Here is a 21,544-nt window from a genome sequence, read left to right as displayed (position 1 = left end):
TGAATCCTGATCCTAGATCCCGGGCAGTTCAACCACGTGGCAGGATTTGATGCCCTCGGCCGCCCGCTGCACCCACGCACGTTGGGACTGCTCATCCAGTGCCAGCAGGGCAGCTAGACTCTCGCCTTGGTCCGAATCGAAAAATTCGCGGTCTGCCTTGGTTGTCCACCATTGATACATCAGATTGGCCTGCTCCCACATCGAATCCTGCGCCGAGGGATATACCTGTTCCGAAGCGGTCGAGCCGTCTTCTGGCTCCAAGGTGTTCAGGCACTGCTCGCTGGGATTAATCGACAGGGACATCGCCAGATCCCACACCACCGATTCGGGAGAATAGCGGTCCTCGAAATCAAAACGAAGGCCGCCCGTTGCCTCGGCATGCCGTCTGCTGCTGGTGATCACCGCCGGCTGGCTGATCCCGGTAGCTGTTTCCAGGCGTTTGATGCCCGCGACAATATTGTGACCGCCCAGCTCCCATTCGCTGGCTTCGGCAGGCCAGAAACAGTACTCGTGGCCGTCTCCGGGCTGCTCGCACCTGAGTTGGGAAGTGCGGCTGACTTCTTGTTCGGCCCCGGCGCTCTGCGCCGCGAGGGCTCCACCGCCCCACAACACCGCCAGCGACACAACTCCGCCCACGCACAGCACCCGGCGCGCGAGCCGAGGCGTGCCCTTGGATTTGATGCAAATGGCCAGCGCCCCGAGCAGCGACCAGCCAAGATAGCACAGGACTACCGCCTGGACGACACCGGGATTCGGACCCGAGTCCTGGCTGCAGCATCCGGTGAGTCCGGCCATGTTGCTCAGCACCGGCCCAGGCGCCACGAGGGAAAACAGCTGAAGCCCGGCGAACAGCACCATGCTTGAACCAAGCGCCAGCCAGCGCGGCAAGAGCAATCCCAGCCCCAGTCCGCCGAGGCACAAACCAAGAATCATGAGCAGGGCGAGCAACGACAGGGCGAGGTCGGGGACAAAAAACTCGTACATCCGGTACATGACGGTGATATATCCCAATAGATAGGCGCCGGCGCCTATCACCAACGCCGGGGCGAGCAACCTCACGGATGTCACAACCACCTCGCGGGCGCCGCTGGCCCGGCTCAGCGCGGGACGGCCAAACCGGCTCCCCACCCAGGCCGCGTAGGTTCCCAGGATCACCCCGGCAAAAAGTACTCCGGCCGAGGAAGCGACACTCAGCCCTTCCGGGCTGATGCTTTCAGTCTCTACGGTGATCAGCAGCGCCAGCAGTTCGGTGCCAATGAGCATCGTCGTTAATGCCAGGCTGGCACGCGAGGAGCTCCAGAGCTCGGCGAATGGCATGTCATCCCTTCAGATCTCGACCGGAAAATCTTGTGTCAGCCACGATTTCATCCGTTTGGCGGATTATTTGTACCGGAGCAACTCTATCCGCTTTTCCTGATCAATGCGCCATTCGGCGTGCCATGAAGGGGTCTAGGGACTCAGTCTTTTGCCCAACACCGCAACTTCCTGGTGCTCGAATCCCGACTTTTCATAAAAATTGATGACCCCATCATTTTCCGTGCGCACCATCAGCTGCACCTTGACGCTGCCCCTGCGACGCAGCCAGGCTGTTGCCTCCTGAACGATGCGGTTCCCAATTCCCTGGGATTGCGCGGTGGGTTCTACTGCTACGTAGTACAGCCAGCCACGGTGTCCGTCGTCTCCGGCCATCGCCGTGGCGATCAGCCGCTCCCCCTGGACAAATGCCAGAATGGTGGACGTTTCGCTCACCAGGGCCTTGCGGGCATCGGCGTGCGGGTCATTCCACGGCCGGGTCAAACCGGTGCGTTCCCACAGGTCCGCGGCCCGATCCACCCAGGCCTCGGAGAGCTCAATAAGATCCATGCTCCAAGGGTACGGGTAGCTTACGCGCCTATGCCAATCGCTGGGCCGAGCACCAAATAACCGACAAAACCGATGGCATCCAGCAGGAAGTGCGCGATCACCAGCGGCATGACGCGGCCGTAGCGGTGGTAGAACCAACCGAAAATGACACCCATGATGACGTTGCCGATCATCGGGCCTATTCCTTGGTACAGGTGGTAGCTGCCGCGGATCAGTGCCGAGGCCAGGATGGTTGTCCAGAGGCCGACTTTGAGCTTGCCGGCATAGGTGAAAAGAAACCCGAGCATGATGACTTCCTCCAGCACCGCGTGCCTCGCGGCCGAGAGCATCAGTACCGGAATGCTCCACCAATAATCCCCCAGGTTTGCGGTGGACAGCGCCGTGGTAATCCCCAGCGCCCGCCCCGCCGCGTAAACCCCCAGGGTGCCCAGTCCCATGGCCGCAAAGAGGCCCGCGCCCCACAGCGCATCCCGTCCGGGTTTCCGGAAATCGAAACCGATCATCGGCAGGCTGGTTCCGGTGCTGCGCCGCATCAAGTACAGTGCCAGCACCACCGGGACCAGCGCGAAAAGAATATCCAGCAGCTGATACGTGAGGTCAAAATACTCGCGGGTGTTCAGCGGATTGTTCATCGTGGTGGTTTGTTCACCCAGCGGGGCGCGGGTGACCTTATCCGCGAAGCTGACCAGCGAATACACCGCGCTCTGTCCCAGGCTCAGCGCCATCACCAAAACAATCTCGAACTTCAGTGTGCGCCGGTCTACACCCTGGGCGCTGGTCTGTGTCTTCACGTTGTTGATCATAGACCGTGCAACCTGTGTAGGCGCCCTGCACCGAGTGTGGTGCGGTAGCCTGTAGAAGCCGTTGCCAGTTCTGTGTGAAGTGAGTTGCTTGTGTCCCGTCCCGCGACCGATGCCGAAATTCGGTTAGGACAACAGCTTTGTCCCGACCTGTCCTGGGACAACGGAACGGTTAATGAGGCAGGCCAGTCCCACACCGTCTTGTTGGCCAATACGCAGGCGGTCATCCGCATGGCACGCACCGAGGTATCCAGTGCCAACATGCCGCGCAGCGTCCGGCTCCATGACCAGCTCGCCACCCAACTTCCCTATCTGGTACCCACCGCGTGCAGCGGGATTGCACAGTTCAATGGGCGCAACGCCGTCGCGATGAGTTTCATCCCCGGTCGGGCCCACGAACCGCACCGCGGGGATCCGGCCACGTTGCAAAAGATCGTGCGCGACCTGGCCGCGGTGGATATCAGTTTCTTGCTGGCAGATCTGGCCGAACCCTTCGCCTTTGCTGGCCGGTGGAATCCGGCCGCGCAGGAACGCTGCCTGGAATATCTGCCACATGACCTGCGCACCGCCGCGAAATCCGTTTTCGCGCAGCTTCCGCAGCTCGAAGCGGTGCCGCCGTCCTTGGTTCATGGCGACCTCGCCGGGGAAAACATGCACTGGGACGGGGAAAAGCCGGTCGGAATTCTCGATTGGGACCTGGCCAGTGCGTGGGATCCGGCCCTGAATACCACCTACCTCGCCTTATGGCACGGTCAAGATCTCATCGAGCAGATCGCCCCGGATGCCGAACAGGCCCGGCGGGCGCGGATTTGGCTGGGTTTGATGGGTTTGGAACGGCTTGCCGATACCTTGTTGCGCAGCGACAACCCCCGGGTGGATAAGCTGATGCGCAAAATCGCTCCGCGGCTGCACGGCGCCGCCGCAGTAATTTAGGCCCTGAAGGCGAACACCGCGCTACTCGTAGATCGGCATGCCGCCAGCGGCCAGCGCGGCCCGTTGCGCCTGGGTGACCTTGGTATCGGTGATGACTCCGGTCAGATGCTCTTTATCCAGGATCACGAAGGAACGCTGGCCGATCTTGGAGGAATCAGCCACCACGAAACTTCGTGCTGACTGCCGAACCAGTTGTTCGTTGACCGCGGCCTCCATTTCATCACGGAGCATCGGCCCGGTTTCCGCAATCAGTCCGTTCGCTCCCACAAAACTCAGGTCCAGGGTGATCCGGGCCAATGAAGACTGGGCCATGGGGCCGACCAGCTCATAGGAACGGTCGTTGAGGACACCGCCGGTGACCATGACCCGAATGTGCGGTCGAACTGCCAGCAGTGACGCGATGTTGACCGCGTTGGTCACCACGGTAAGCGTGACCCGTCCAGGCTCCCCGGCCAGTTCCTGGCACAATCCAAGTTCCGTGGCAATCGCCTTGGTGGTGGTGCCGCCGGAAAGACCAACCACCATGTCCTTGCGCACCAGGGCCACGGCGGCCTTGGCGATCTGAAGTTTCTCTTCATCGTGTTCGTCGCGTTGGAACCGCGAGGGCAGGTCGTAAGCCACCGAGTTGGAGACCGCCCCGCCGTGGGTGCGGGTGAGCAGCGAGGCTGCTGCCAGTGAGTCCAGGTCCCGTCGGGCCGTTGCCGGGCTTGTATCCAGTTGCTGCACCAGCTCGTCGATCTCGATCTGGCCGCGGTTGGCCAGCAGGTCGAGAATGTGGTTCAGCCGTTCTTCACGTTTCATAAATCCTGTCCCTGCTCGTTCAGTGTGTCCAACGCGCTCCGCAGCTGTTGCACCTGTGTTCGCGACACCTTCAGGGTGCCGGCGTGATGTTTTTTCGCAGAGAAATGCACGGCCGAAACCCCTGCCTGAAGCATCGGTTTAATGTCCGCAGCGCGCAGGCCGCCACCGGCCATGATCTGGATTCCGCCGTTGGCCACCTGCACCATCTGCGTGATGGCGCGAAGGCCTTCTCCAGCAGTTTCCCGTCCTCCGCTGGTCAATACACGGTGGACACCAAGACCCAGTATCTGGGCCAGGCAAGCCACCGGATCCGCGCTGGCGTCAATGGCCCGGTGCAGGGTGATTTCCAGGTGCGGGTTAACCTCAAGACCGGCGTAGGCCAGCCGAGACACCGCCACGAGATCAACACTCGCGCTGTTATCCAAGGTACCGAGGACTAGCCCGTCCACGCCTGCCCGGGCCAGACGGCGCGCCTGGCGTTCCATCACCCGCAGCTCTTCTTCGGAGTAAACAAAGTCCCCGGGGCGACTACGTAGCAGCGCATGGACACCGAGTGCGGGACGGTGTCCCAAAATACCGTCTAGCACCTCCGGGCCCGGGGTGATCCCGCCGAGTTCCAACACCTCGCAGGCTTCGAGCCGGTCTGCGCCGGCGGCCGTTGCTCGCTGGGCGCACTGTGCGCTGGTGGCCACAATTTCTAAAACTGCCGTGCGCGCCATTAGCTTTCCTTCCTACCCAGCATCGCTTCACTCCGCAGGCTGTTGCACGGTGGCTCGGGGTTGAGCCGGTGAACATCGGAATTCGTGGAGTTCCTGAACGCTTGCCGCCCCAAGGCAGCAGGCTGCACGTCCGCGCGGATTTCATCGAGTGCCGGGGCGGGAGCAAACCTGGGGATCATAGGGCCAGGTGAGATCGTTGAGCGGCAATGTCCCGAGCGAGAATCATGGCGCCTTGCAACCCTGCGTCGGCCCCCAAATGCGCGGGAATCAACCGGGGTTCACGGTGGAATGAGAGCCTGCGGCGCAACGAAACCTGCAGCTCTTCGATGAACGAGTCCCCGGCCTGGGCCAGTCCACCGCCAAGCACAATCCCCTCGGGTGCTACCGAGGAGCACAGCTGCGCCATGGTGAAGGTCAACGCCTCGATGGCCTCATGGATGATCCCGGCGGCAATTTCATCACCGGCGGCCCTGGCGGCAAATACTTCTTTGGCCCCGCCGGCTTTTCCGGTGGCTTGCTGGTACCGTTTGGAAATGGCTCCGGCCGATCCCAATGTTTCCAGGCAGCCGGTAGCCCCGCAGGCACAAGGCAGCCCGCCGGGGACCTGGGCATGGCCAAGTTCTCCGGCATATCCTCCGGCACTGATGAGCCGCCCGTCAACCATCAGTGCCGTGGCGATGCCGGTGCCGATCACCATGACCACCGCGTTGCGGCGCAGCGCGGCGTCCTTGGCTCCGCTGCCTAGTTCCAATTCCGCCCGCGCCGCCATGGCGACGTCATGGCCGAATCCCACGGGCAGGCCAAGCTCGGCGCTGGCCATGGCTCGTAGCGGTGCGTTGCGCCACCCGAGGTTTGCGGAAAAGATCCCTGTCCCGCTTTCAGCATCAACCAGACCGCAGACGGCCAGGCCAGCGGCCACCGGGGTGATTGCGGACTGAGAAGTGAGCCTGCGTGACAGGGCTGAGAGCTGACCAACAAGTTCAGCGGCCGCGTGTTCGGGGCCGACTTTGTGTGTTGGTTCGCGCAGCACCTGCAGGATCTCACCGTTTGCATTAGCCAGCCCCGCCTTGATGTCGGTGCCTCCGACGTCAAACAGCAGAAAATGTTCGCTCATGGCCTGCAGCCTTCCAGAACGACCGATCGTGTGTGGTTGCGCAGGCTTTTCGACGTGAGCAGGCGCGCGGTAACCTCTCGGCGCTGATCCGCACGGGCAACCGGCCCGCTGGCCGGACGCGCACCCAGGGCAGATCGTGAGCTCATCGTGGGCCTCTCGCTTTGTGGTCACAAGGCCGGCATCTGACCAACCAGTGAAACAATCGTGACGTTTTATGATTATTTATTGTCCATAGCAATCATAATCGATCTAATCGGCGTTTGGTGAAAGTTCTGCGCCCCGACGCTTTCCGCATGAGGCTGGGGAACGGAAGAGCTTTGCGGCAGGCCGGGCCGCCCACAAACCAATGGCGCCGTTCACCGACCACAGGTCGGCACACGACGCCATTATGAGGTTTATTTCACGCGGCACCTGACCGCTGTTCGAAACCTAGTTCAGGACTGCAACCGCAGCATCGTAGTCAGGCTCGGTGGTGATCTCCGGGACAACCTGGGTGTACACAACCTTGCCCGACTCATCCAGAACGACAACGGAGCGTGCCAGCAGGCCGGCCAGCGGGCCGTCGATCTGGGTGACACCGTAGTCGGAACCGAAGTCCGAACGGAACACGGAAGCCGCCACAACGTTCTCGATGCCTTCGGCACCGCAGAAGCGGCCCAGGGCGAATGGCAGATCGGCGGAAACGCACACCACGGTGGTGTTCTCCAAGCCGGCAACCAGTTCGTTAAAGCGGCGAACGCTCGCTGCGCACACACCGGTGTCAACCGATGGGAAGATGTTCAGCACTACGCGACGTCCGGCCAGCGATTCGCTGGTGACGTCGGCCAGGCCGGTGTCGGTCAGGGTGAAAGCAGGTGCCTGCGAGCCTACGGCTGGCAGATCGCCAATAGTCTGGACAGGGGTACCTTTGAATGCAGTATTAGCCATAGTTCTTGTTTACCACGAAGGTGCCTCGCATCACTACTTGGCTCGCTCAAACTGCCCGGCGGCCAGCCTCCCCGCACGGAAGACCGGACCGGACAGGTTCATGCCCGGGCGGTAGGCAAGGTGCGCCACGGAAGGCGCATTCAGCAGCTGGATATCCGCCCGTTTGCCGACTTCCAAACTTCCAACACGTTCCTGGACACCCAACGCCAGCGCGCCGCCGTAGGTGGCGGCCACGATTGCTTCCTCGATGCTCAGGTGCATTTGCAACACCGCCGTACTGACACAAAACGCCATGGAGGAAGTGTAGGAAGTTCCCGGATTGCAGTTAGACGCCAACGCCACCTGGACCCCGGCGTCAATCAACTCGCGTGCCGGGGCGAATGGCATACGGGTGGACAGGTCGCACGCCGGCAGGCAGGTGGCAACGGTTCCAGCCAAACCAGTTCGACCCTGCGGATCCCAGCCAGCCCAGGACTCGGCGAGCGCAGCCACATCCGACGCGTCGAGGAAGTTCACGTGATCGACGCTGGCGGCGCCGAATTCCACCGCCAATTGGGTCCCGGGGCCCGGACCCAGCTGATTGCCGTGGACACGCAACCCGAGCCCAGCGGCCTGGGCCGCGGCCAACACCTGGCGCGACTGGGATTCGTTGAAGGCTCCGCGCTCGCAGAACACGTCCGCGGACTGAACGTACGGCCTGACCCGTTCCAGCATGTCCCCACACACCAGATCCGTGTACTCCTGCGGGTCCATGCCCGCAGGGACCAGGTGGGCGCCGAGGAAGGTCACCTGGTCGACCACCGTTGCAGCAATACGCGCGTGGCGCGCCTCCTCCTGGACGGTCAGCCCGTACCCGGTTTTGGTTTCCAGGTAGGTGGTACCCCCGGCCAGCGCTTCGGCGGCCCGGGCCTGCACCAGCTTGGCCAGCTGTTCATCCGAAGCGGCGCGGGTTGCCTGGGTGGTCACGGCGATCCCGCCGGCCGCGTAGTCCTGCCCTGCCATACGTGCCACAAACTCGCGGCTGCGGTCCCCGGCGAACACCAGGTGGCTGTGCGAATCCACCCAGCCTGGCAATGCGGCGCGCCCTGCGGCATCGATGACGGCATCTGCTTGCGGCGCCTGCCCGGCATCTCCGATCCAGGCGATATTTTCACCCTCGATGAGGATCGCGGCGTGCTCCACCACGGTGTGCGCGGCATCCGCTGTGAAGGCCTCGGAGAGGTTGGTGATCAGTGTGGTGCTCATAAAAACTCCGGATACTTTTCGAAGAATGCTGTGTACAACTGCGCGGGGTCCCCCAGCGTGGTGTGCACCCCGTTGCTGGCGACGAGTTTCCCGTTGATGCTCACCTGTGCGATGTCCGCGGCGGTGGCGGTCAGCGGAAGTTGGGCGGGGCGCGAGCCGTGGGTGCGCATGGAGTCGGTGCGCACCAGCAAATGATCGTCGTTTGGCTTCAGTCCCAGGGCTCGCAAACCTCCCTCACGGGCCGCGGCGGAAATCTGCGCCGGGGAGAACCTGCCGCGCTGCCCGCTGCGCAGCCGTTCCCCGTGTTCCAGGGCACGCTGTTCCAGGTAGGGGTCCAGCACCGCGTGCTGGTCGCTGCCTAATGAAATGACCGCTCCGGCATCTGCCAGTTCACGGGCCGGGCCGATCCCGTCTCCCAGGTCTGCCTCCGTGGTGGGGCACATGACGATTCCCGCCCCGGCCTTCCCGAGCGCACTGATGTCCCAGTCGCTCAGGTGGGTGGCGTGCACCGCGGACAGCCGGGGTCCGAGCAGGCCCTGGCGCTCGAGGAGCCCGGTGGGGCTCAGCCCAAAGGCCGCCTGGCAGGCCTCGTTTTCTGCCGGTTGCTCGGAGAGGTGCACATGCAACGGCAGGTCGGCATCCAGCCTGGCGGCGATTATTCCAAGCTGCTGAGGCGGCACCGCACGAACCGAATGGATTGCCGCACCCAGGCTCACCAGCCCTTCGCCGGCATCCAGCTCGCTCAGCGCCGTGCGCAGCCTGCCATGGCGTTCCAGCCAGCTCGCCGCGTCCCCGTCGGTGAAGCGCAGCTGGGTCGGGTTGAGCTGGGTCGGCTGGCCTTGGGCATCCAGGCCACCTTGCAGGTAACAGGTATCCAGCAGGACCAGGCGGATGCCGGCGGCCTGGGCCGCGCGGGCCAGGGCCAGTTCCATCGAGTGCTGCTCCGCGCCGGCATAGGGTTCGCCGTTGGCGCCGTGGTGCAGGTAGTGGAACTCCCCCACGGCGCTATACCCGGACACCACCATCTCTGCGAACACCGCGGTGGCCAACTGCTCATAGGCTTGGGGTGTCAGGCCGGCGGCCGCCTGGTACATTTGCTCGCGCCAGGTCCAGAAGTTCCCTGCCCCGCCGTTCGCCCCTTCATGGGTGCGGCCGCGCAGGATCCGGTGGAAGGCATGCGAATGCGCATTAACCGGGGCGGGAACCCGAACCAGCGACGGGGCGGATTGTTTGGCGGTACTCACAACAGATCCTCCAAGGCATCGGCCAGGGCCAGCACCCCGGCCTGGGCGTCTGCCGCTTCCACGTATTCCTCCGGAGAGTGGCTGATCCCCGAGGGGTTGCGCACATACAGCATGCCGGTGGGCACATAGGCCGCCAGCACTCCCGCGTCGTGCCCCGCCCCGGTGGGCAGCGCCGGGGCTCCGGGGATCAGCCGGTGCACGGAGCGTTCAAGCGAAGCGCTCAGCGCGGTGTCAAAATGCACGGTTCCGGACAGCGATTCCTCGCTCAGGCTCACCGTGCAGCCTTCAAAGGCCGCGATTTTCTGCGCCTGTCCGTGGATCTTCTCTACCAGCATGGCGGTGACGGCATCCTCCGGATGGCGGACATCCAGCCAGAGCTCCACCCGCGAGGCGATGACGTTGGTTCCCCCGGGCACGGGCTCCAGCCGGCCCACAGTGGCGCGGGCATCGGCTTGTTGGCCCGCAATCTCACGGACCTTGAGCACCAGTTGGGCCGCGGCCACCATGGGGTCGGCCCGGTCGATCATCAAGGTGGTGCCGGCGTGGTTTCCCTGGCCGCTGAAGCTCAGCCGCCAGCGGCCGTGGCCGAGGATGGAGGAGCCAATGGCGACGGCCGGCCCGCGCCCGGCGGCGTCGGTGAATTCTTCGGTGTTCAGCCCGCGGCCCTGCTCAACGTGCAATTCGACAAAGTCTCCGATGAGCCCCAGCGCCGCCTCGTCCCGGCCCATGCGGGCCGGGTTCAGCCCGTTGGCCGTGGCGACATCGGCAAAACTGTTTCCCTGCGCGTCGCGAAGGTTCAGCGCCTTGACCGGGTCGATGGCCCCGCTGAGCAGCCGGGAGCCCAAACAGGCCACCCCGAACCGCGATCCTTCCTCTTCCGGGAAAACTGCCAGCGCCAGCGCCCGGTTGCGCAGCAAGTCCCCGGCGGCTTCCCGGGCGGCAAGGATGTCGTAGGCCGCCAGCGCGCTGGCCACCCCCAGCGGGCCGTCAAAGGCCCCGCCGCCGGGTACCGAGTCAAGGTGGGATCCGGTGACCAGCGAGCCCGCCCGGGACGCGTCATCCTTGGCTGATCCGGGCAGGTCCCACCAAGCCCAGATGATGCCGTTGGCGTCGGTTGAGACCTCCAGCCCGCGGGTTTGGGCCTCGGTGATAAACCATTCGCGCAAGGTGATTTCTGCATCCGAGTAGACGGGGCGGGAATACCCACCGCGTCTGGGGTCGCGGCCTTCGTCGCTGATGGCCGCCAGCAGGGAATTTACGCCGAGTGTCGGCATCGTCATGTTCCTATCTGCCTACCATCAGGTAAGCGATTGGGGTGGTGATCAGCAAGCTCAGGGCAACACGCTGGAACCAGATCACCAGTAGGTGCCATACCTTCAGAGGGATACGGGTAGCTAGGATGCACGGTACCAGTGCAGAGAAGAAGATAATTGCCGAAACACATACCACCCCAATCACCAAACGTAGTGCATCCGATTCATGTCCGGCCACCACGGTTGCAGGCAAGAACATCTCCGCGATGCCTACCGCCGAGGCCTTGGCCGCCAAGAGCGGGTCCGGGAGTCCCAGAATCCAGGTCAGCGGATAAAAAATGTATCCCAGCCAGTCAAAGACCGGGGTGAATCGTGCCAGCATCATTCCCAGCAGCCCCACCGAAAGGATCGATGGCAGGATGGCCATGGCCATCAACAAGCCATCCTTGAAATTCTCACGGATGTTCGCCCCTAGTTTCGGTGCGGTCCGCAGCATCTGCATGGCTTCATTCCATGCCGTGGCAAAACGCCGGCTGGTGACCTTTACTTCCGGCTGCGCAGCGGCTTCAGGAAAATAATCGTCCGGGATACGGCTCAATGGTGGCAGTCGCACGGCGATTGCGGTCACCAGAAAAGTGACACCGAAGGTGAGGAAAAAGTACGGCAACCAGAGGTGCATAATGTCGAGGGTCTTGGCAACGATCAGCATAAATGTCACCGAAACCGTTGAAAACCCGGTAGCAATGATAGCCGCCTCGCGTCCGGTATATTTTCCGGCCTGATACATCCGGTCGGTGATCAGCAGACCCAGCGAGTAGCTCCCCACAAATGAGGCCACCGCGTCCACTGCAGAACGTCCAGGAGTGCGCCAGACTGGACGCATCACCGGCTGGACCAACACACCAACATATTCCATGAGACCATAACCCACCAGTAACGCCAGGAAAACGGCGCCAATGGGGACAACCATCCCTACCGGGACTACCAACTTGTCAAACAGGAATGGTCCAAGATCTGCGTCGAAGAGCCATGCTGGTCCCACGTTAAAAACCAGGGCGGTCCCTGTTGCCAAACCCAACACGTTCAAAAATGCAAAAAGGGTTTTGAGCCGTGATGCCTTCCATCGCCCGGAAGCAAATGGGTAGATGGTCCCGGCAAGGATCATGCCAAGAATCAGGTACTTCACGCTTGGTCCCAGCAGGGCGGTGATCCAGCCCACCAGATGATCTAGCGGGATGGTCTCCTTACCGGCGAGGTTCACGGGAATGAAGAACATGAAGATCCCCAGCAGGGAGTAGACAAAGAATCTCCAGATACCCTGTGGAGTGCTGTGTTCGGGAGCGTCTGCTTCAAGCCGTCCAGCTGTAGGGTCATTTGCCATGGGCTTATTCCGCCATCGGAACGCGCACGCCGCGCTCGTTGGCGACCTCAATGGCGCGCTCGTACCCGGCGTCCACGTGGCGGATCACTCCCATGCCCGGATCGTTGGTGAGCAGCGCTTCAAGTTTGTCGGCCGCCATCTGGCTTCCGTCCGCCAACGAGACCTGTCCGGCATGGATGGAGCGGCCGATGCCGACGCCACCGCCATGGTGGATGGATACCCAGCTGGCCCCCGAGGAGGTGGCGGTCAGCGCGTTGAGCAGCGGCCAATCGGCAATAGCGTCGGAGCCGTCCTTCATCGCTTCGGTCTCGCGGTACGGGGAGGCCACCGATCCGGAGTCCAGGTGGTCGCGGCCGATCACAATCGGCGCCGAAACCTTGCCTTCGGCTACCAGCTGGTTGAACAGCAGGCCGGCCTTGGCCCGGTCTCCATATCCCAACCAGCAAATCCGAGCGGGGAGCCCCTCGTACTCCACATGCTCCTGCGCGGCGTTCAGCCACCGGTGTAGGTGCTCGTTCTCCGGGAAAAGTTCTTTCAGCGCTTCGTCGGTGACACGAATGTCCTCGGGATCGCCGGATAACGCCACCCAGCGGAACGGTCCCAGGCCTTCGCAAAACAGTGGACGGATGTAGGCGGGAACAAATCCCGGGAATTCAAAGGCGCGGGTGTATCCGCCCTTGCGGGCTTCGTCGCGGATCGAGTTGCCGTAGTCGAACACTTCGGCTCCGAGGTCCTGGAAACCGACCATGGCTTCGACGTGTGCCGCCATGGCTGCCTGCGCCTTTTTGGTGAAACCGATTTCGTCGGCCTTGGCCTCGGCATCCCACTGCTCCACGGTGTATTCCACCGGGAGGTAGGACAGCGGATCGTGGGCACTGGTCTGGTCGGTGACGATATCGATGTTGATGTCGCCGGACTTTTGCCGGCGCAGCAATTCCGGGAAAACCTCGGCCGCGTTGCCGACGTAGCCAACAGACAAACCGCGTCGCTCGTTCTTGGCGGCGGTCACCTTGGCAATGGCGGCATCCAGATCCAGCTCGACGTCATCGAGGTAGCGCTTGCCCAAGCGGCGGCGTAAACGCTCCTCGGAAACGTCAACAATCAGGCAGGCACCGCCGTTCAGTGTCACCGCCAGTGGTTGGGCGCCGCCCATTCCCCCGCAACCGCCGGTCAGGGTTAATGTGCCGGCCAGGGTTCCATTGAACCGTTTGGCGCCGATGGCGGCAAAGGTTTCATAGGTGCCCTGCAAGATGCCCTGTGTGCCGATGTAGATCCAGGAACCCGCGGTCATCTGCCCGTACATCATCAGGCCTTCGGCCTCCAGCTTGCGGAACTCAGGCCAGGTGGCCCAGTCTCCCACCAGGTTCGAATTGGCAATGAGCACCCGCGGGGCCCATTTGTTAGTGCGGAACACACCTACCGGTTTGCCCGACTGAATCAGCAGGGTTTCATCTTCTTCCAGGTCGGTCAGCGTCTTGATAATCGCGTCATAGGCTTCCCAGGAGCGGGCCGCGCGACCGGTTCCGCCGTAGACCACCAGATCTTCGGGACGCTCGGCGACCTCCGGATCGAGGTTGTTCATCAACATTCGCAGCGGGGCCTCGGCGGCCCAGGACTTGGCGGTCAAGGTGGTGCCGCGTGGTGCGCGGATAACCCGTGATGGGTCGTGCTGGGTGAAGCTCATGGCAATCCTCCGTTTGTCTCTGGAAAGCTGCAGATGCTCGGCTGCGGCTCGGTGCTTGCTTTAATCCAAGCATTCAAACGATGGAGAATGTGCTCTGCTGCACATCATTCAGTCTTGGATACGAGACATTCACTCAAGTTCCTGGCCAGATTTTCCGTGTCCGCCGCAAGAATCATTCAGCCGGCGGGCCGCAGCCGCCGGGAGATCTCCGCCGCGGTCTTGGCTACCTCGGGAAGCCACTGCGCCACAAGGTCGGTCAGCTCCACGGTCCGCTCTGAGGCGTCTGGGGTGCCCGGTGCTTCTCGGGTGGCATTAGGACCGGTTTTTGACCGATTGGAAATGGTCAACGTGACACTGGCTACCGCGTGCCCGGCATGGTCCCTCACCGGGACCGCAATCGAGGAGAACCCTTTCGTGACCTCGTCCTGTTCCCAGGAGTATCCCGCTGCACGAATCTGGGAAAGCAGCTCATTAAGTGCCTCTACTGAGTGGACACCGCGTTCGTACCGAGTGGGAAAAGCCTCCGGCCCCGGATACAAGGCCGTCAATTGTTCCGCAGAGTACGTTGCGAGCATGGCACGTCCACTTGCCGTGAGGTGAGCCGGCAACCGGACCCCCGGATTGGTGACCAGTTCAGCTTGTCTTTTAGCCCGCTCCTCAATGACATAGATGACGTCACGGCCATGCATGATCGCCAGGTGCGCCGTACGTTTGGTCCGTGCAACCAGTTGTTGCATGGGAAACCGGGCGATTCGTTGCAAGGGTGCCTGCCTGGAATATCCCGTCCCGAGCTCATGCGCGGTGACCCCCAGCGCATATTTGCGTTCTTCCGGGAGGTGAACCACAAACCCTTCCTCAATTAGGGCGGCCAACAGGTGATAGGTGGTCGAACGGGGCAACCCGACGTCCCGGACGATCGCTCCCGCGCCCACGGGTGTTGCCTGCGCCGCAATGTAGCGCAGCACCGACAGAACATTTTTCGCCGCTGGCACCTGCGGCGTCGTGGTATTCCCCATACGCTGATCCTATGTTCACATTCCGTGTTTCACCGCGCGCCAATCTCGCGTCCACAGCAAGATAAGAACCCATAGCACTGCCATGCCTGAAGGAAAGGCACCACACCGTCAAAAACGATCAACAGGCCCGGCCGATGAACTATAGGTTCATGTCCTCGAAAGATGCACAGATACCAGATGGCTACGCCCAGTTTCTTGCAGACTTCAAAACCCGGGTCACCACCGCGCAAGTGCAAGCCAAACGAGTACTCAACACCGCTTTGGTGGGTCTGTACTGGAGCATCGGCGACCGCATCCTAGAAGAACAAGAACGCTAAGGATGGCGCAGCGCAGTAATCACACGTCTAGCCGAAGACCTACACCGAGAATTCCCCGAAATGACCGGCTTCTCCGGCAGCAATCTGAACTACATGCGATCCTTCGCCGCCACCTGATCACAATGGGATCCAAATGTCCCACAGCCTGTGAGACATTGACTCTGGGGCCACATCCGAGTCCTACTCGACAAAAAACTCAGCCCCAACGCACGAGAATGGTGCGCCGCCGAAGCAGTACAGCACGGATGGTCCCGCAACGTACTCATGAACATAATCATGAACAAAACCCTGGAACGCACAGGAGCCGCGCCATGCAACTTCGAACAGCATTCCTCCTCCCCAGATTCAGAACTCGTCCAACAAATGGCCAAGGACCCCTACGCACTCGAATTTCTCGGACTCACCAGGGAAGTAGCCGAACGCGAACCTTTCCGCAACGGTACCGCCCCGGGTGAAGTCCGCGCGGAGGAGCGGGTTATCGCCGGTCATAACCCGCTCTATCCGGTTCAGGGTCAGTAAGCACGTTCCACGATGTCCAATGTAGGGCGCCCCCATAGGGCCGTGCCCCTCTAGCCTAGGTATTTCATCGGATACTCAGCACCCGCGTGTTTAAAAGCCAGAAGGCGCTCCTGACCTAAAATGATTAAGTTGCGAAACAAAAATCTTCAGAAGAACAGGGAGCACCTTCTAGGTGATCAACAGTATCGAAAACTACACCCGTTTTCCATTCGACACCAGCACGGCTTCGGCCACCCCTGCTGGAGCCAGCCTCGTAACCGAAACATTGGACCTTCTCGAGCTGAATTCGGATCTGCAAACTTTGAACCGATACACCCCAGACACCGCAATCCACCGGGTGCGAAGATCTTCACCGACATGGCCACCATGATCGCCGTCGGTGGGGACTGCCCACAGGACATTGACCTGCTGCGCACCACTACCGGGCACCCCCCTGTTCGGACAGGTGGCCTCCGCACCCACCGAAGCCAGGCTCGTCGAAGCCCTAACCAGTACGGCACCAGCAGGCGCAGTCAATGCTTTCACCACAGCAGTCAAAGCCGACCACACCAAGGCATGGGAATTGGCCAGGGAACGCTCACCCATACACCAGGTCAGTGACCGCAATCCGCTGACCATCGACCTGGACGCAACGGTCATCATCGCCCACAGCGAGGATAAAGACGGAGCCTCCGGCATCTGGAAAGGCACCTACGGGCACCACCCGTTACTCGTGTTCGTGGACTACGGGGCGAAAGCCACCGGAGAACCCCTCGCGTTTTTGCAGCGCACCGGCACCGCTGGTTCGAACACTGCGAAAGACCATACCCAGCTCTCGGCCATGGTAGTGAATGCACTGCCATCAAATCATCCTCGGGGTAAGAAGATCCTGTTCCGTACCGATACGGCAGGCTGCACCTACGAGTACCTCTCCTGGCTGACCGCCCCAGGCCGTGGCTATCAGTTGTCGGTCACGTACGCTGAAACCGTACCAACCAAGGCCGCGGTGGAAGCTTTGCCGAAGAAGGCGTGGGACGTGACCGGTGATGACCACGGCCGCAAACAAACCAAACGTCACGTCGCGGAGATACCTTGCTGATGGGCGACGCGTTGGAGAGGTATCCCCAAGGGGCGAGGTTGTTCATACGTCGATAGCCTTTGCATCCTGGAGCCCGGCAGACTCACAAGCAGCTACGCAATCAAGACACGTTGTTCGCCCCGGCGCTGGCTGGTAGTTTCCGGTACACGTTTTTCCTGACGAATCAGCGCCACCCGGACATGGCGGTGCTCGATCAGCGGCATCGAGCCAGGACCAGGTGCGAAGAAGGGAGCCGTAACGCGAAGGATATTGGGCCGCGTAATCTTCCGTATCAGCAGTGGGTGAAGAATGAGCGGTGGACCCGTATCGCGTTCCTCGCTGGCCAGGTGACCGTGTATAAGCAGTTACTTGGCCTTCAGAGGCCTCAGGCGGCCAGGTGGGAGCCGAAGAAGCTACGCGCCAGGCTGTTCGCGATCGCGACGAAAGCGGTGAAAAATGCGCATCAGATGAGGATCTGTTTTTATGCGACGACGCATGAAGCAAGTTTGCTTGCACAGGCATTGACCCGGCTGAGGGCCTTGCGGAAACATGTCAATGTTCACGGGAGTCATGTTGGAATGCTGTTGTAAGCCTGAGTCTGGCAGCTTGGTCCCGGTCCGCTCATTGGAATTTGAAAGCCCCAAACAAAGCGTATCCCGGTGTTCAGTGGAAGAACACGATTTTGTTGGCCCGACCTGAGGGCCGGGCCCTTGGTTGTGCCTTCATCGCGGTGCCGCCGAGTGGGGTTTATCCAATGTCGTAGGTTAATGCGGTGCTTTTCGGACTGCTTCATGAAACATCGAGGCTAGCATGCCTTTCCAGTGCTCATCGCGGCGTTGCTGCGGCACATCCACCTTCCAGCCCTCCAGCTGGTCAAGCAGAACAATCTTCGTCGCCAACATGGAACCCTTGCGATAGGCATTGCGTTGCAGGCCGACCCACTTTGCCAATGAAAACTCCACTCCCCCAGCGGTGCTGCTGGGCAGCCGATGGTGGGTTTCTTGGAAGGCCAGCGCTTCGGTGAGGTGTTGCCGCCACCGAGTGGACGGTCGATCTCGATCCAGGTCAGCCAAGGCCGCGGCATGGTTGGCGTATAGTCCAGGCGAGTGCTTTTCCTTGACGCGTAGATGCAGGTGGATGGCCGCCACGTTGGCATGGCATCGGTCGGCGATTTCACGCACCGTCTGGCCGGCGGCATACATCATATCCCATTCCGGGTGCCGCGAGACGTCCCAACCTGTCATGGCACTAAGCTACGCCACTATTTGAAACCTTTGAATAGAACAATTGCAGGAAGTCCACGAGCATTCCGGATGTGAAAGGCGTTTTTGAAACGAAAACACTGGCGCGTCACCGGGGTTCCCTGATCATTTCAAAAACGGCCGTTTCTGGGTTTCGGCGAAAATGAACTCTCACTTTGCTGCCACTACTTATCGACGCTGATCTGTAGATTCACAGAACCACTTCACGTAGTGTTGTAGTATCCAGAACGTTGATCAACTCATGGTATACGGGCCAAACGAAGGAGAATGAACCCGATGGCATCAATTTCTACAGGCGCTTGGAAAGAGTTTTGGAATAAAGGCAGATGGTGGAAAGCCTTTTTGATTGCCATCGTTTACCTTGGCTTATATCTCGGAGCCGGTTGGGTCAGCGGGATAATCTCTCCAACCCAAGTCAATCTGGATAATATTTTCGATTCACCGACGGGCGTATTCTTCGGGTTGACCTTCGGGTTGCTTATTGGTGCGATATTGCTCAGTGCGTTCGTCGCGTCACTCAGCTGGTTTGGCGACCTCTTTAAACGGCAACCTGTAAAAGGCCGATGGTGGATGTGGCTAGGCCCCGCGATCCCCGTACTGGCCATTGCCTTGAGGCTATTCGGTATTGATTACGGAACATACTTGCCCAGCGTCGTCATGCTGACCTTGGCAACTGGTCTGTTAGTAGGATTCACCGAAGAAATCCTTACCCGTGGTATTGCAGTCAAGATCTTACGCGAGGCCGGTTTGGGTGAATGGAGTGTAGCGGTGTTGTCCTCTCTCGTTTTTGCGTTGTTACACACGGCTAACCTCTTCTCAGGGATGTCGCTCTTGACTGTCCTGGGAACGGTTGGCTACACGCTTGCGTTTGGCATGCTCATGTACCTGACATTGCGGGTGACCGGGTACTTGATCTGGCCAATGCTCATTCATGGGCTGACCGACCCTACGCTCATGCTTGCCTCTGGCGGCATTGATCAGGCCGGTGTGACACAGAATGTTTTTCTTGAGTTGGCCGGCCCTGCGAATCTTTTGACGATCATCGGGGCTGTTGTGGCGTTGATCTTCATTCGTGGTCGAGTATTCAGAGATACTCCAGCAGTTGAACTGAAATAATCAAGATCAACGAGTGATGGGTCCAGAAACGATCGTTTACGGGAAAGCGGATCGCAATTCAGGTACGCCCTTTGACGAGCTTCATGGTCAGATGCGAGGTATTGCGCCACACCCCTCCGCTTGAAAGCGCTCGTAGGCATCCCATCTGGAACATGAACCGTGAAAAAATAATCGGGCGCCCCGTGGACCCGACGAACTTCAGCCACCCGCAACGCGGCTACCGTTGTTTCGAAGTTCTCCATGATTTCGCAATCGATCGTATTAATATCCTGAGGTCCACCTACAGACACAGATGCAGAGTCTAGCTAAAGCCCCGGGAAAGCGATCAGTTGCTATTCCTCAATTTCGCCGCCGATTCTGCGCAGATGCTGGCGAAACGTGATGCCCTCACTTTCGCGGGCGGACAGGAAGTCAGCAAATCGGGCTTGCTCGCGCAAACTGGTTCCAGATCGCATGAAGGAAGCCTGGCGGCGTTCGGTCTCCCGAATGGCCACGGCAACCTCTGCAATGTCAGCTGCTCGTTCTAGTGGCATGGCCAGAAGTCCGTCGTCATCGCCCAACACGAAGTCATCGGGAGTTACCGTGAAGTCCCCAAACCTTGCTTGAGCAATTGCGGTTTCCGATTGAGGTTCCAGACGCTGCGGACCCGCAGGCAAAGTTCCCATGCTGAAAATCGGAAGGCGAATTGCGCGTAGTTCACGGGAATCGCGGTGCAAGCCCCAGATGGCAATGCCTGCCAGTCCGGCGTGGGATGCTTCGAGCGTCACCAGATCTCCAACGCATGCTTCATCTGTGCGTCCTGAATTGTCGACGATTAGGACATCTCCCGGGCAAGAGTTGTCGATAGCTTCCAGGAATACATCAACGCTTCCAGCGTGTTGAGCTGGAAGAACTCGGCCAACGATGTGGGTTTCTGACCAAAGTGCGTTCAACCCAGCGGGCGCCTGGCGTACGGGGATGCCTAAGCGCATGACTGCATCTGCGACATGCGGTGTTGTCAGATCCAGGTAGAGACGCTGCAATTCGCGTGAATCCATTGGTGGTTTGCCTTTCGTTTGGCAGGTGGCTTTGGGGTTAGCTTCACTTGCAAAGAGGTGGGTTAGACCGGCGCATGATGGTCGACGACAGTTTTCATCACTAAGGTGGAGGTCAGTCGCTGCGCTCCTGGTAGGAGTGAAAGTTGCTGGTCATAAAGGGTTTGATAGTGCTGTTTCGACTCGACGGCGACAAAAAGCTGGTAATCCGGTTCTCCGAAAAGGCGATGCGCTTGGACAACATTTGGTATTTTCGCGACCGCGGCTTCAAAAGCCGCTACAGCGTTACCATCACCAGCACGCATGGTGACGAACACTAAGGCTTCGAAGGGCAGACCCAGCAGGTCGAGGTCTAGGTCGACGCTGAATCCTTGAATCACTCCCGATGCTTCGAGGTCGCGGAAGCGTCGGTGGCAGGCGGACAGGCTTAAGCCTACTTTTTGCGCCACATCTGTCATCGTGGCTCGACCATCAATTTGCAGTTGAGAGAGAATCTCCCGGTCAAGTTCATCCATTCAGAAAAGTATCCTCTCTGTATCCAAGATTCGCAAAATTTTCGAAACATATTGCGTCAAAATTCGAATATTCTTGCAACAAGACAAGATTGCGATGGAAGGCATCAGATGGAAATAGGGTTAGCGTGGGCATTCTGGGGCGTTTCAATGTTGTTCGTCCTGACTCCGGGGGCTGACTGGGCATATGCCATTTCGTCAGGAGTTAGGCAACGAACGACTGTTTTTCCCGCGGTGTCCGGCATGCTGATAGGTCATATTTGCGCAGTATTGGTGGTAGCTGCAGGCGTGGCGGCAGTCGTTGTTGCCTCGGATCTAGCGATGACCTGCTTGACTTTGATTGGGGCGATGTATTTGATTGTGCTGGGCATCCAGGCCTTGAGGAATCTCGCAGCATCTCCGATCAATGCCGAAGGAACACTGTCTGGGGGAAACAGGCTGTTTGCTAAGGGGATAGGCATTAGCTTGTTGAACCCGAAAGTTATGCTCCTGTTTCTTGCCCTGCTGCCACAGTTCACGAGCACTGATGCTTCGTGGTCGATAGGCCTGCAAATCGTTTCGCTTGGGGCAGTGCACGTGGCCAATTGTGCTTTGGTCTATTTTGCCGTTGGTTACGGGGCCAATACGGTGTTGAGCCGAAAGCCTCGTGCAGCTCGATGGGTCACCATCACTAGCGGAGTGGTGATGATAGCGCTGGGTACTTTGTTGCTCGTGGAGAAAATAATGTTGGCAATAGGTTGATTGAGC

General features: G+C 60.3%; 23 protein-coding genes and 1 pseudogene. 8 read left to right on the top strand and 16 right to left on the bottom strand.

Annotated elements, in window-relative coordinates; translation table 11 throughout:
• Positions 1–12: 12 nt before the first annotated feature.
• From ACIOWL_RS06405 to ACIOWL_RS06395, 3 genes are all read right to left on the bottom strand, one after another.
• Positions 13–1,317, bottom strand: coding sequence for a hypothetical protein (locus ACIOWL_RS06405; protein WP_400382822.1), 1,305 nt, complete (start codon positions 1,315–1,317; stop codon positions 13–15).
• Positions 1,318–1,449: 132 nt separating this feature from the next.
• Positions 1,450–1,863, bottom strand: coding sequence for a GNAT family acetyltransferase (locus ACIOWL_RS06400; RefSeq protein WP_400382820.1), 414 nt, complete (start codon positions 1,861–1,863; stop codon positions 1,450–1,452).
• Positions 1,864–1,883: 20 nt separating this feature from the next.
• On the bottom strand, positions 1,884–2,666 hold the full coding sequence (locus tag ACIOWL_RS06395; RefSeq protein ID WP_400382819.1) for a CPBP family intramembrane glutamic endopeptidase: 783 nt from the start codon (positions 2,664–2,666) through the stop codon (positions 1,884–1,886).
• Positions 2,667–2,756: 90 nt separating this feature from the next.
• On the opposite strand from ACIOWL_RS06395, the gene ACIOWL_RS06390 reads away from it, so the two are divergent.
• Entirely contained in the window at positions 2,757–3,596 is an 840-nt protein-coding gene (locus ACIOWL_RS06390; RefSeq protein ID WP_400382817.1) for an aminoglycoside phosphotransferase family protein, read from the top strand.
• 21 nt (positions 3,597–3,617) lie between these two features.
• Here ACIOWL_RS06390 and ACIOWL_RS06385 read toward each other — a convergent pair whose 3' ends face one another.
• The 10 genes from ACIOWL_RS06385 to ACIOWL_RS06340 form a co-directional block, all read right to left on the bottom strand.
• Positions 3,618–4,397 carry a DeoR/GlpR family DNA-binding transcription regulator gene (locus tag ACIOWL_RS06385; protein ID WP_400382815.1) on the bottom strand — a complete coding sequence of 260 codons (780 nt, stop codon included), beginning with the start codon at positions 4,395–4,397 and terminating at the stop codon, positions 3,618–3,620.
• The gene (locus ACIOWL_RS06380) at positions 4,394–5,116 is read right to left on the bottom strand and encodes a copper homeostasis protein CutC (protein ID WP_400382813.1); all 723 of its coding nucleotides are present in this window, start codon (positions 5,114–5,116) and stop codon (positions 4,394–4,396) included. Before ACIOWL_RS06380 ends, ACIOWL_RS06385 begins: the two co-directional genes overlap by 4 nt.
• A 175-nt stretch (positions 5,117–5,291) precedes the next feature.
• Positions 5,292–6,230 (bottom strand): ROK family protein, encoded by a 939-nt coding sequence (locus ACIOWL_RS06375; protein WP_400382812.1) that lies wholly within the window; start codon positions 6,228–6,230, stop codon positions 5,292–5,294.
• A 429-nt stretch (positions 6,231–6,659) separates the two neighbouring features.
• Positions 6,660–7,157: a thiol peroxidase gene (tpx, locus tag ACIOWL_RS06370; RefSeq protein WP_400382810.1), complete on the bottom strand. Its 498-nt coding sequence runs from the start codon at positions 7,155–7,157 to the stop codon at positions 6,660–6,662.
• Between the two features lie 33 nt (positions 7,158–7,190).
• Complete coding sequence (gene hutI, locus ACIOWL_RS06365) at positions 7,191–8,402, bottom strand: imidazolonepropionase (protein WP_400382808.1); 1,212 nt, start codon at positions 8,400–8,402, stop codon at positions 7,191–7,193.
• Positions 8,399–9,646 (bottom strand): formimidoylglutamate deiminase, encoded by a 1,248-nt coding sequence (locus tag ACIOWL_RS06360; RefSeq protein ID WP_400382806.1) that lies wholly within the window; start codon positions 9,644–9,646, stop codon positions 8,399–8,401. The genes hutI and ACIOWL_RS06360 overlap by 4 nt, the downstream gene beginning before the upstream one ends.
• Positions 9,643–10,926, bottom strand: coding sequence for an allantoate amidohydrolase (locus ACIOWL_RS06355; RefSeq protein ID WP_400382804.1), 1,284 nt, complete (start codon positions 10,924–10,926; stop codon positions 9,643–9,645). The genes ACIOWL_RS06360 and ACIOWL_RS06355 overlap by 4 nt, the downstream gene beginning before the upstream one ends.
• A 4-nt stretch (positions 10,927–10,930) precedes the next feature.
• Positions 10,931–12,280 carry a YjiH family protein gene (locus tag ACIOWL_RS06350; RefSeq protein WP_400382802.1) on the bottom strand — a complete coding sequence of 450 codons (1,350 nt, stop codon included), beginning with the start codon at positions 12,278–12,280 and terminating at the stop codon, positions 10,931–10,933.
• A gap of 4 nt (positions 12,281–12,284) precedes the next feature.
• Entirely contained in the window at positions 12,285–13,964 is a 1,680-nt protein-coding gene (gene hutU, locus ACIOWL_RS06345; protein WP_400382799.1) for a urocanate hydratase, read from the bottom strand.
• Positions 13,965–14,140: 176 nt separating this feature from the next.
• Complete coding sequence (locus tag ACIOWL_RS06340; RefSeq protein WP_400382796.1) at positions 14,141–14,980, bottom strand: IclR family transcriptional regulator; 840 nt, start codon at positions 14,978–14,980, stop codon at positions 14,141–14,143.
• A 149-nt stretch (positions 14,981–15,129) separates the two neighbouring features.
• On the opposite strand from ACIOWL_RS06340, the gene ACIOWL_RS06335 reads away from it, so the two are divergent.
• The 5 genes and pseudogenes from ACIOWL_RS06335 to ACIOWL_RS06315 all read left to right on the top strand — a co-directional run bounded on the left by ACIOWL_RS06335 (position 15,130) and on the right by ACIOWL_RS06315 (position 17,463).
• Positions 15,130–15,297 carry a hypothetical protein gene (locus ACIOWL_RS06335; protein WP_400382794.1) on the top strand — a complete coding sequence of 56 codons (168 nt, stop codon included), beginning with the start codon at positions 15,130–15,132 and terminating at the stop codon, positions 15,295–15,297.
• Positions 15,298–15,312: 15 nt separating this feature from the next.
• A pseudogene (locus ACIOWL_RS06330) lies at positions 15,313–15,414 on the top strand (DUF1016 domain-containing protein); the annotation flags it as partial.
• A 159-nt stretch (positions 15,415–15,573) separates the two neighbouring features.
• Complete coding sequence (locus tag ACIOWL_RS06325; protein ID WP_400382792.1) at positions 15,574–15,816, top strand: hypothetical protein; 243 nt, start codon at positions 15,574–15,576, stop codon at positions 15,814–15,816.
• Between the two features lie 445 nt (positions 15,817–16,261).
• Entirely contained in the window at positions 16,262–16,894 is a 633-nt protein-coding gene (locus ACIOWL_RS06320) for a transposase (protein ID WP_400382789.1), read from the top strand.
• Between the two features lie 59 nt (positions 16,895–16,953).
• A complete protein-coding gene (locus ACIOWL_RS06315; protein ID WP_400382787.1) occupies positions 16,954–17,463 on the top strand; it encodes a transposase in 510 nt (169 codons plus the stop codon).
• A 174-nt stretch (positions 17,464–17,637) separates the two neighbouring features.
• Here ACIOWL_RS06315 and ACIOWL_RS06310 read toward each other — a convergent pair whose 3' ends face one another.
• Positions 17,638–18,117, bottom strand: coding sequence for a helicase associated domain-containing protein (locus ACIOWL_RS06310; protein WP_400382785.1), 480 nt, complete (start codon positions 18,115–18,117; stop codon positions 17,638–17,640).
• Positions 18,118–18,411: 294 nt separating this feature from the next.
• Here ACIOWL_RS06310 and ACIOWL_RS06305 point away from each other — a divergent pair, with 294 nt between their 5' ends.
• A complete protein-coding gene (locus ACIOWL_RS06305; RefSeq protein ID WP_400382783.1) occupies positions 18,412–19,251 on the top strand; it encodes a lysostaphin resistance A-like protein in 840 nt (279 codons plus the stop codon).
• A 332-nt stretch (positions 19,252–19,583) separates the two neighbouring features.
• Here ACIOWL_RS06305 and ACIOWL_RS06300 read toward each other — a convergent pair whose 3' ends face one another.
• Positions 19,584–20,288, bottom strand: coding sequence for an RraA family protein (locus ACIOWL_RS06300; RefSeq protein WP_400382781.1), 705 nt, complete (start codon positions 20,286–20,288; stop codon positions 19,584–19,586).
• Positions 20,289–20,350: 62 nt separating this feature from the next.
• Entirely contained in the window at positions 20,351–20,800 is a 450-nt protein-coding gene (locus ACIOWL_RS06295; protein ID WP_400382778.1) for an Lrp/AsnC family transcriptional regulator, read from the bottom strand.
• A 108-nt stretch (positions 20,801–20,908) separates the two neighbouring features.
• Between ACIOWL_RS06295 and ACIOWL_RS06290 the strand changes: the two genes are divergently transcribed.
• A complete protein-coding gene (locus ACIOWL_RS06290; protein ID WP_400382776.1) occupies positions 20,909–21,538 on the top strand; it encodes a LysE family translocator in 630 nt (209 codons plus the stop codon).
• Positions 21,539–21,544: the final 6 nt, after the last annotated feature.

Origin of the sequence: Glutamicibacter sp. NPDC087344 (assembly GCF_044744225.1) — a bacterium.
Taxonomy (GTDB): domain Bacteria; phylum Actinomycetota; class Actinomycetes; order Actinomycetales; family Micrococcaceae; genus Glutamicibacter.
Note: the sequence above shows the minus strand (reverse complement) of the source record. Positions and strands in the feature narration are given on the sequence as shown.

Coding starts and splice junctions, on each gene's coding strand:
- hutI (WP_400382808.1), bottom strand. CDS start 8,402: ATGAGCACCACACTGATCACCAACCTCTCCGAGGCCTTCACAGCGGAT.
- tpx (WP_400382810.1), bottom strand. CDS start 7,157: ATGGCTAATACTGCATTCAAAGGTACCCCTGTCCAGACTATTGGCGAT.
- ACIOWL_RS06295 (WP_400382778.1), bottom strand. CDS start 20,800: ATGGATGAACTTGACCGGGAGATTCTCTCTCAACTGCAAATTGATGGT.
- ACIOWL_RS06395 (WP_400382819.1), bottom strand. CDS start 2,666: ATGATCAACAACGTGAAGACACAGACCAGCGCCCAGGGTGTAGACCGG.
- ACIOWL_RS06355 (WP_400382804.1), bottom strand. CDS start 10,926: ATGACGATGCCGACACTCGGCGTAAATTCCCTGCTGGCGGCCATCAGC.
- ACIOWL_RS06340 (WP_400382796.1), bottom strand. CDS start 14,980: ATGGGGAATACCACGACGCCGCAGGTGCCAGCGGCGAAAAATGTTCTG.
- ACIOWL_RS06310 (WP_400382785.1), bottom strand. CDS start 18,117: ATGACAGGTTGGGACGTCTCGCGGCACCCGGAATGGGATATGATGTAT.
- ACIOWL_RS06325 (WP_400382792.1), top strand. CDS start 15,574: ATGAACAAAACCCTGGAACGCACAGGAGCCGCGCCATGCAACTTCGAA.
- ACIOWL_RS06375 (WP_400382812.1), bottom strand. CDS start 6,230: ATGAGCGAACATTTTCTGCTGTTTGACGTCGGAGGCACCGACATCAAG.
- ACIOWL_RS06300 (WP_400382781.1), bottom strand. CDS start 20,288: ATGGATTCACGCGAATTGCAGCGTCTCTACCTGGATCTGACAACACCG.
- ACIOWL_RS06350 (WP_400382802.1), bottom strand. CDS start 12,280: ATGGCAAATGACCCTACAGCTGGACGGCTTGAAGCAGACGCTCCCGAA.
- hutU (WP_400382799.1), bottom strand. CDS start 13,964: ATGAGCTTCACCCAGCACGACCCATCACGGGTTATCCGCGCACCACGC.
- ACIOWL_RS06400 (WP_400382820.1), bottom strand. CDS start 1,863: ATGGATCTTATTGAGCTCTCCGAGGCCTGGGTGGATCGGGCCGCGGAC.
- ACIOWL_RS06380 (WP_400382813.1), bottom strand. CDS start 5,116: ATGGCGCGCACGGCAGTTTTAGAAATTGTGGCCACCAGCGCACAGTGC.
- ACIOWL_RS06335 (WP_400382794.1), top strand. CDS start 15,130: ATGTCCTCGAAAGATGCACAGATACCAGATGGCTACGCCCAGTTTCTT.
- ACIOWL_RS06305 (WP_400382783.1), top strand. CDS start 18,412: ATGGCATCAATTTCTACAGGCGCTTGGAAAGAGTTTTGGAATAAAGGC.
- ACIOWL_RS06405 (WP_400382822.1), bottom strand. CDS start 1,317: ATGCCATTCGCCGAGCTCTGGAGCTCCTCGCGTGCCAGCCTGGCATTA.
- ACIOWL_RS06385 (WP_400382815.1), bottom strand. CDS start 4,397: ATGAAACGTGAAGAACGGCTGAACCACATTCTCGACCTGCTGGCCAAC.
- ACIOWL_RS06290 (WP_400382776.1), top strand. CDS start 20,909: ATGGAAATAGGGTTAGCGTGGGCATTCTGGGGCGTTTCAATGTTGTTC.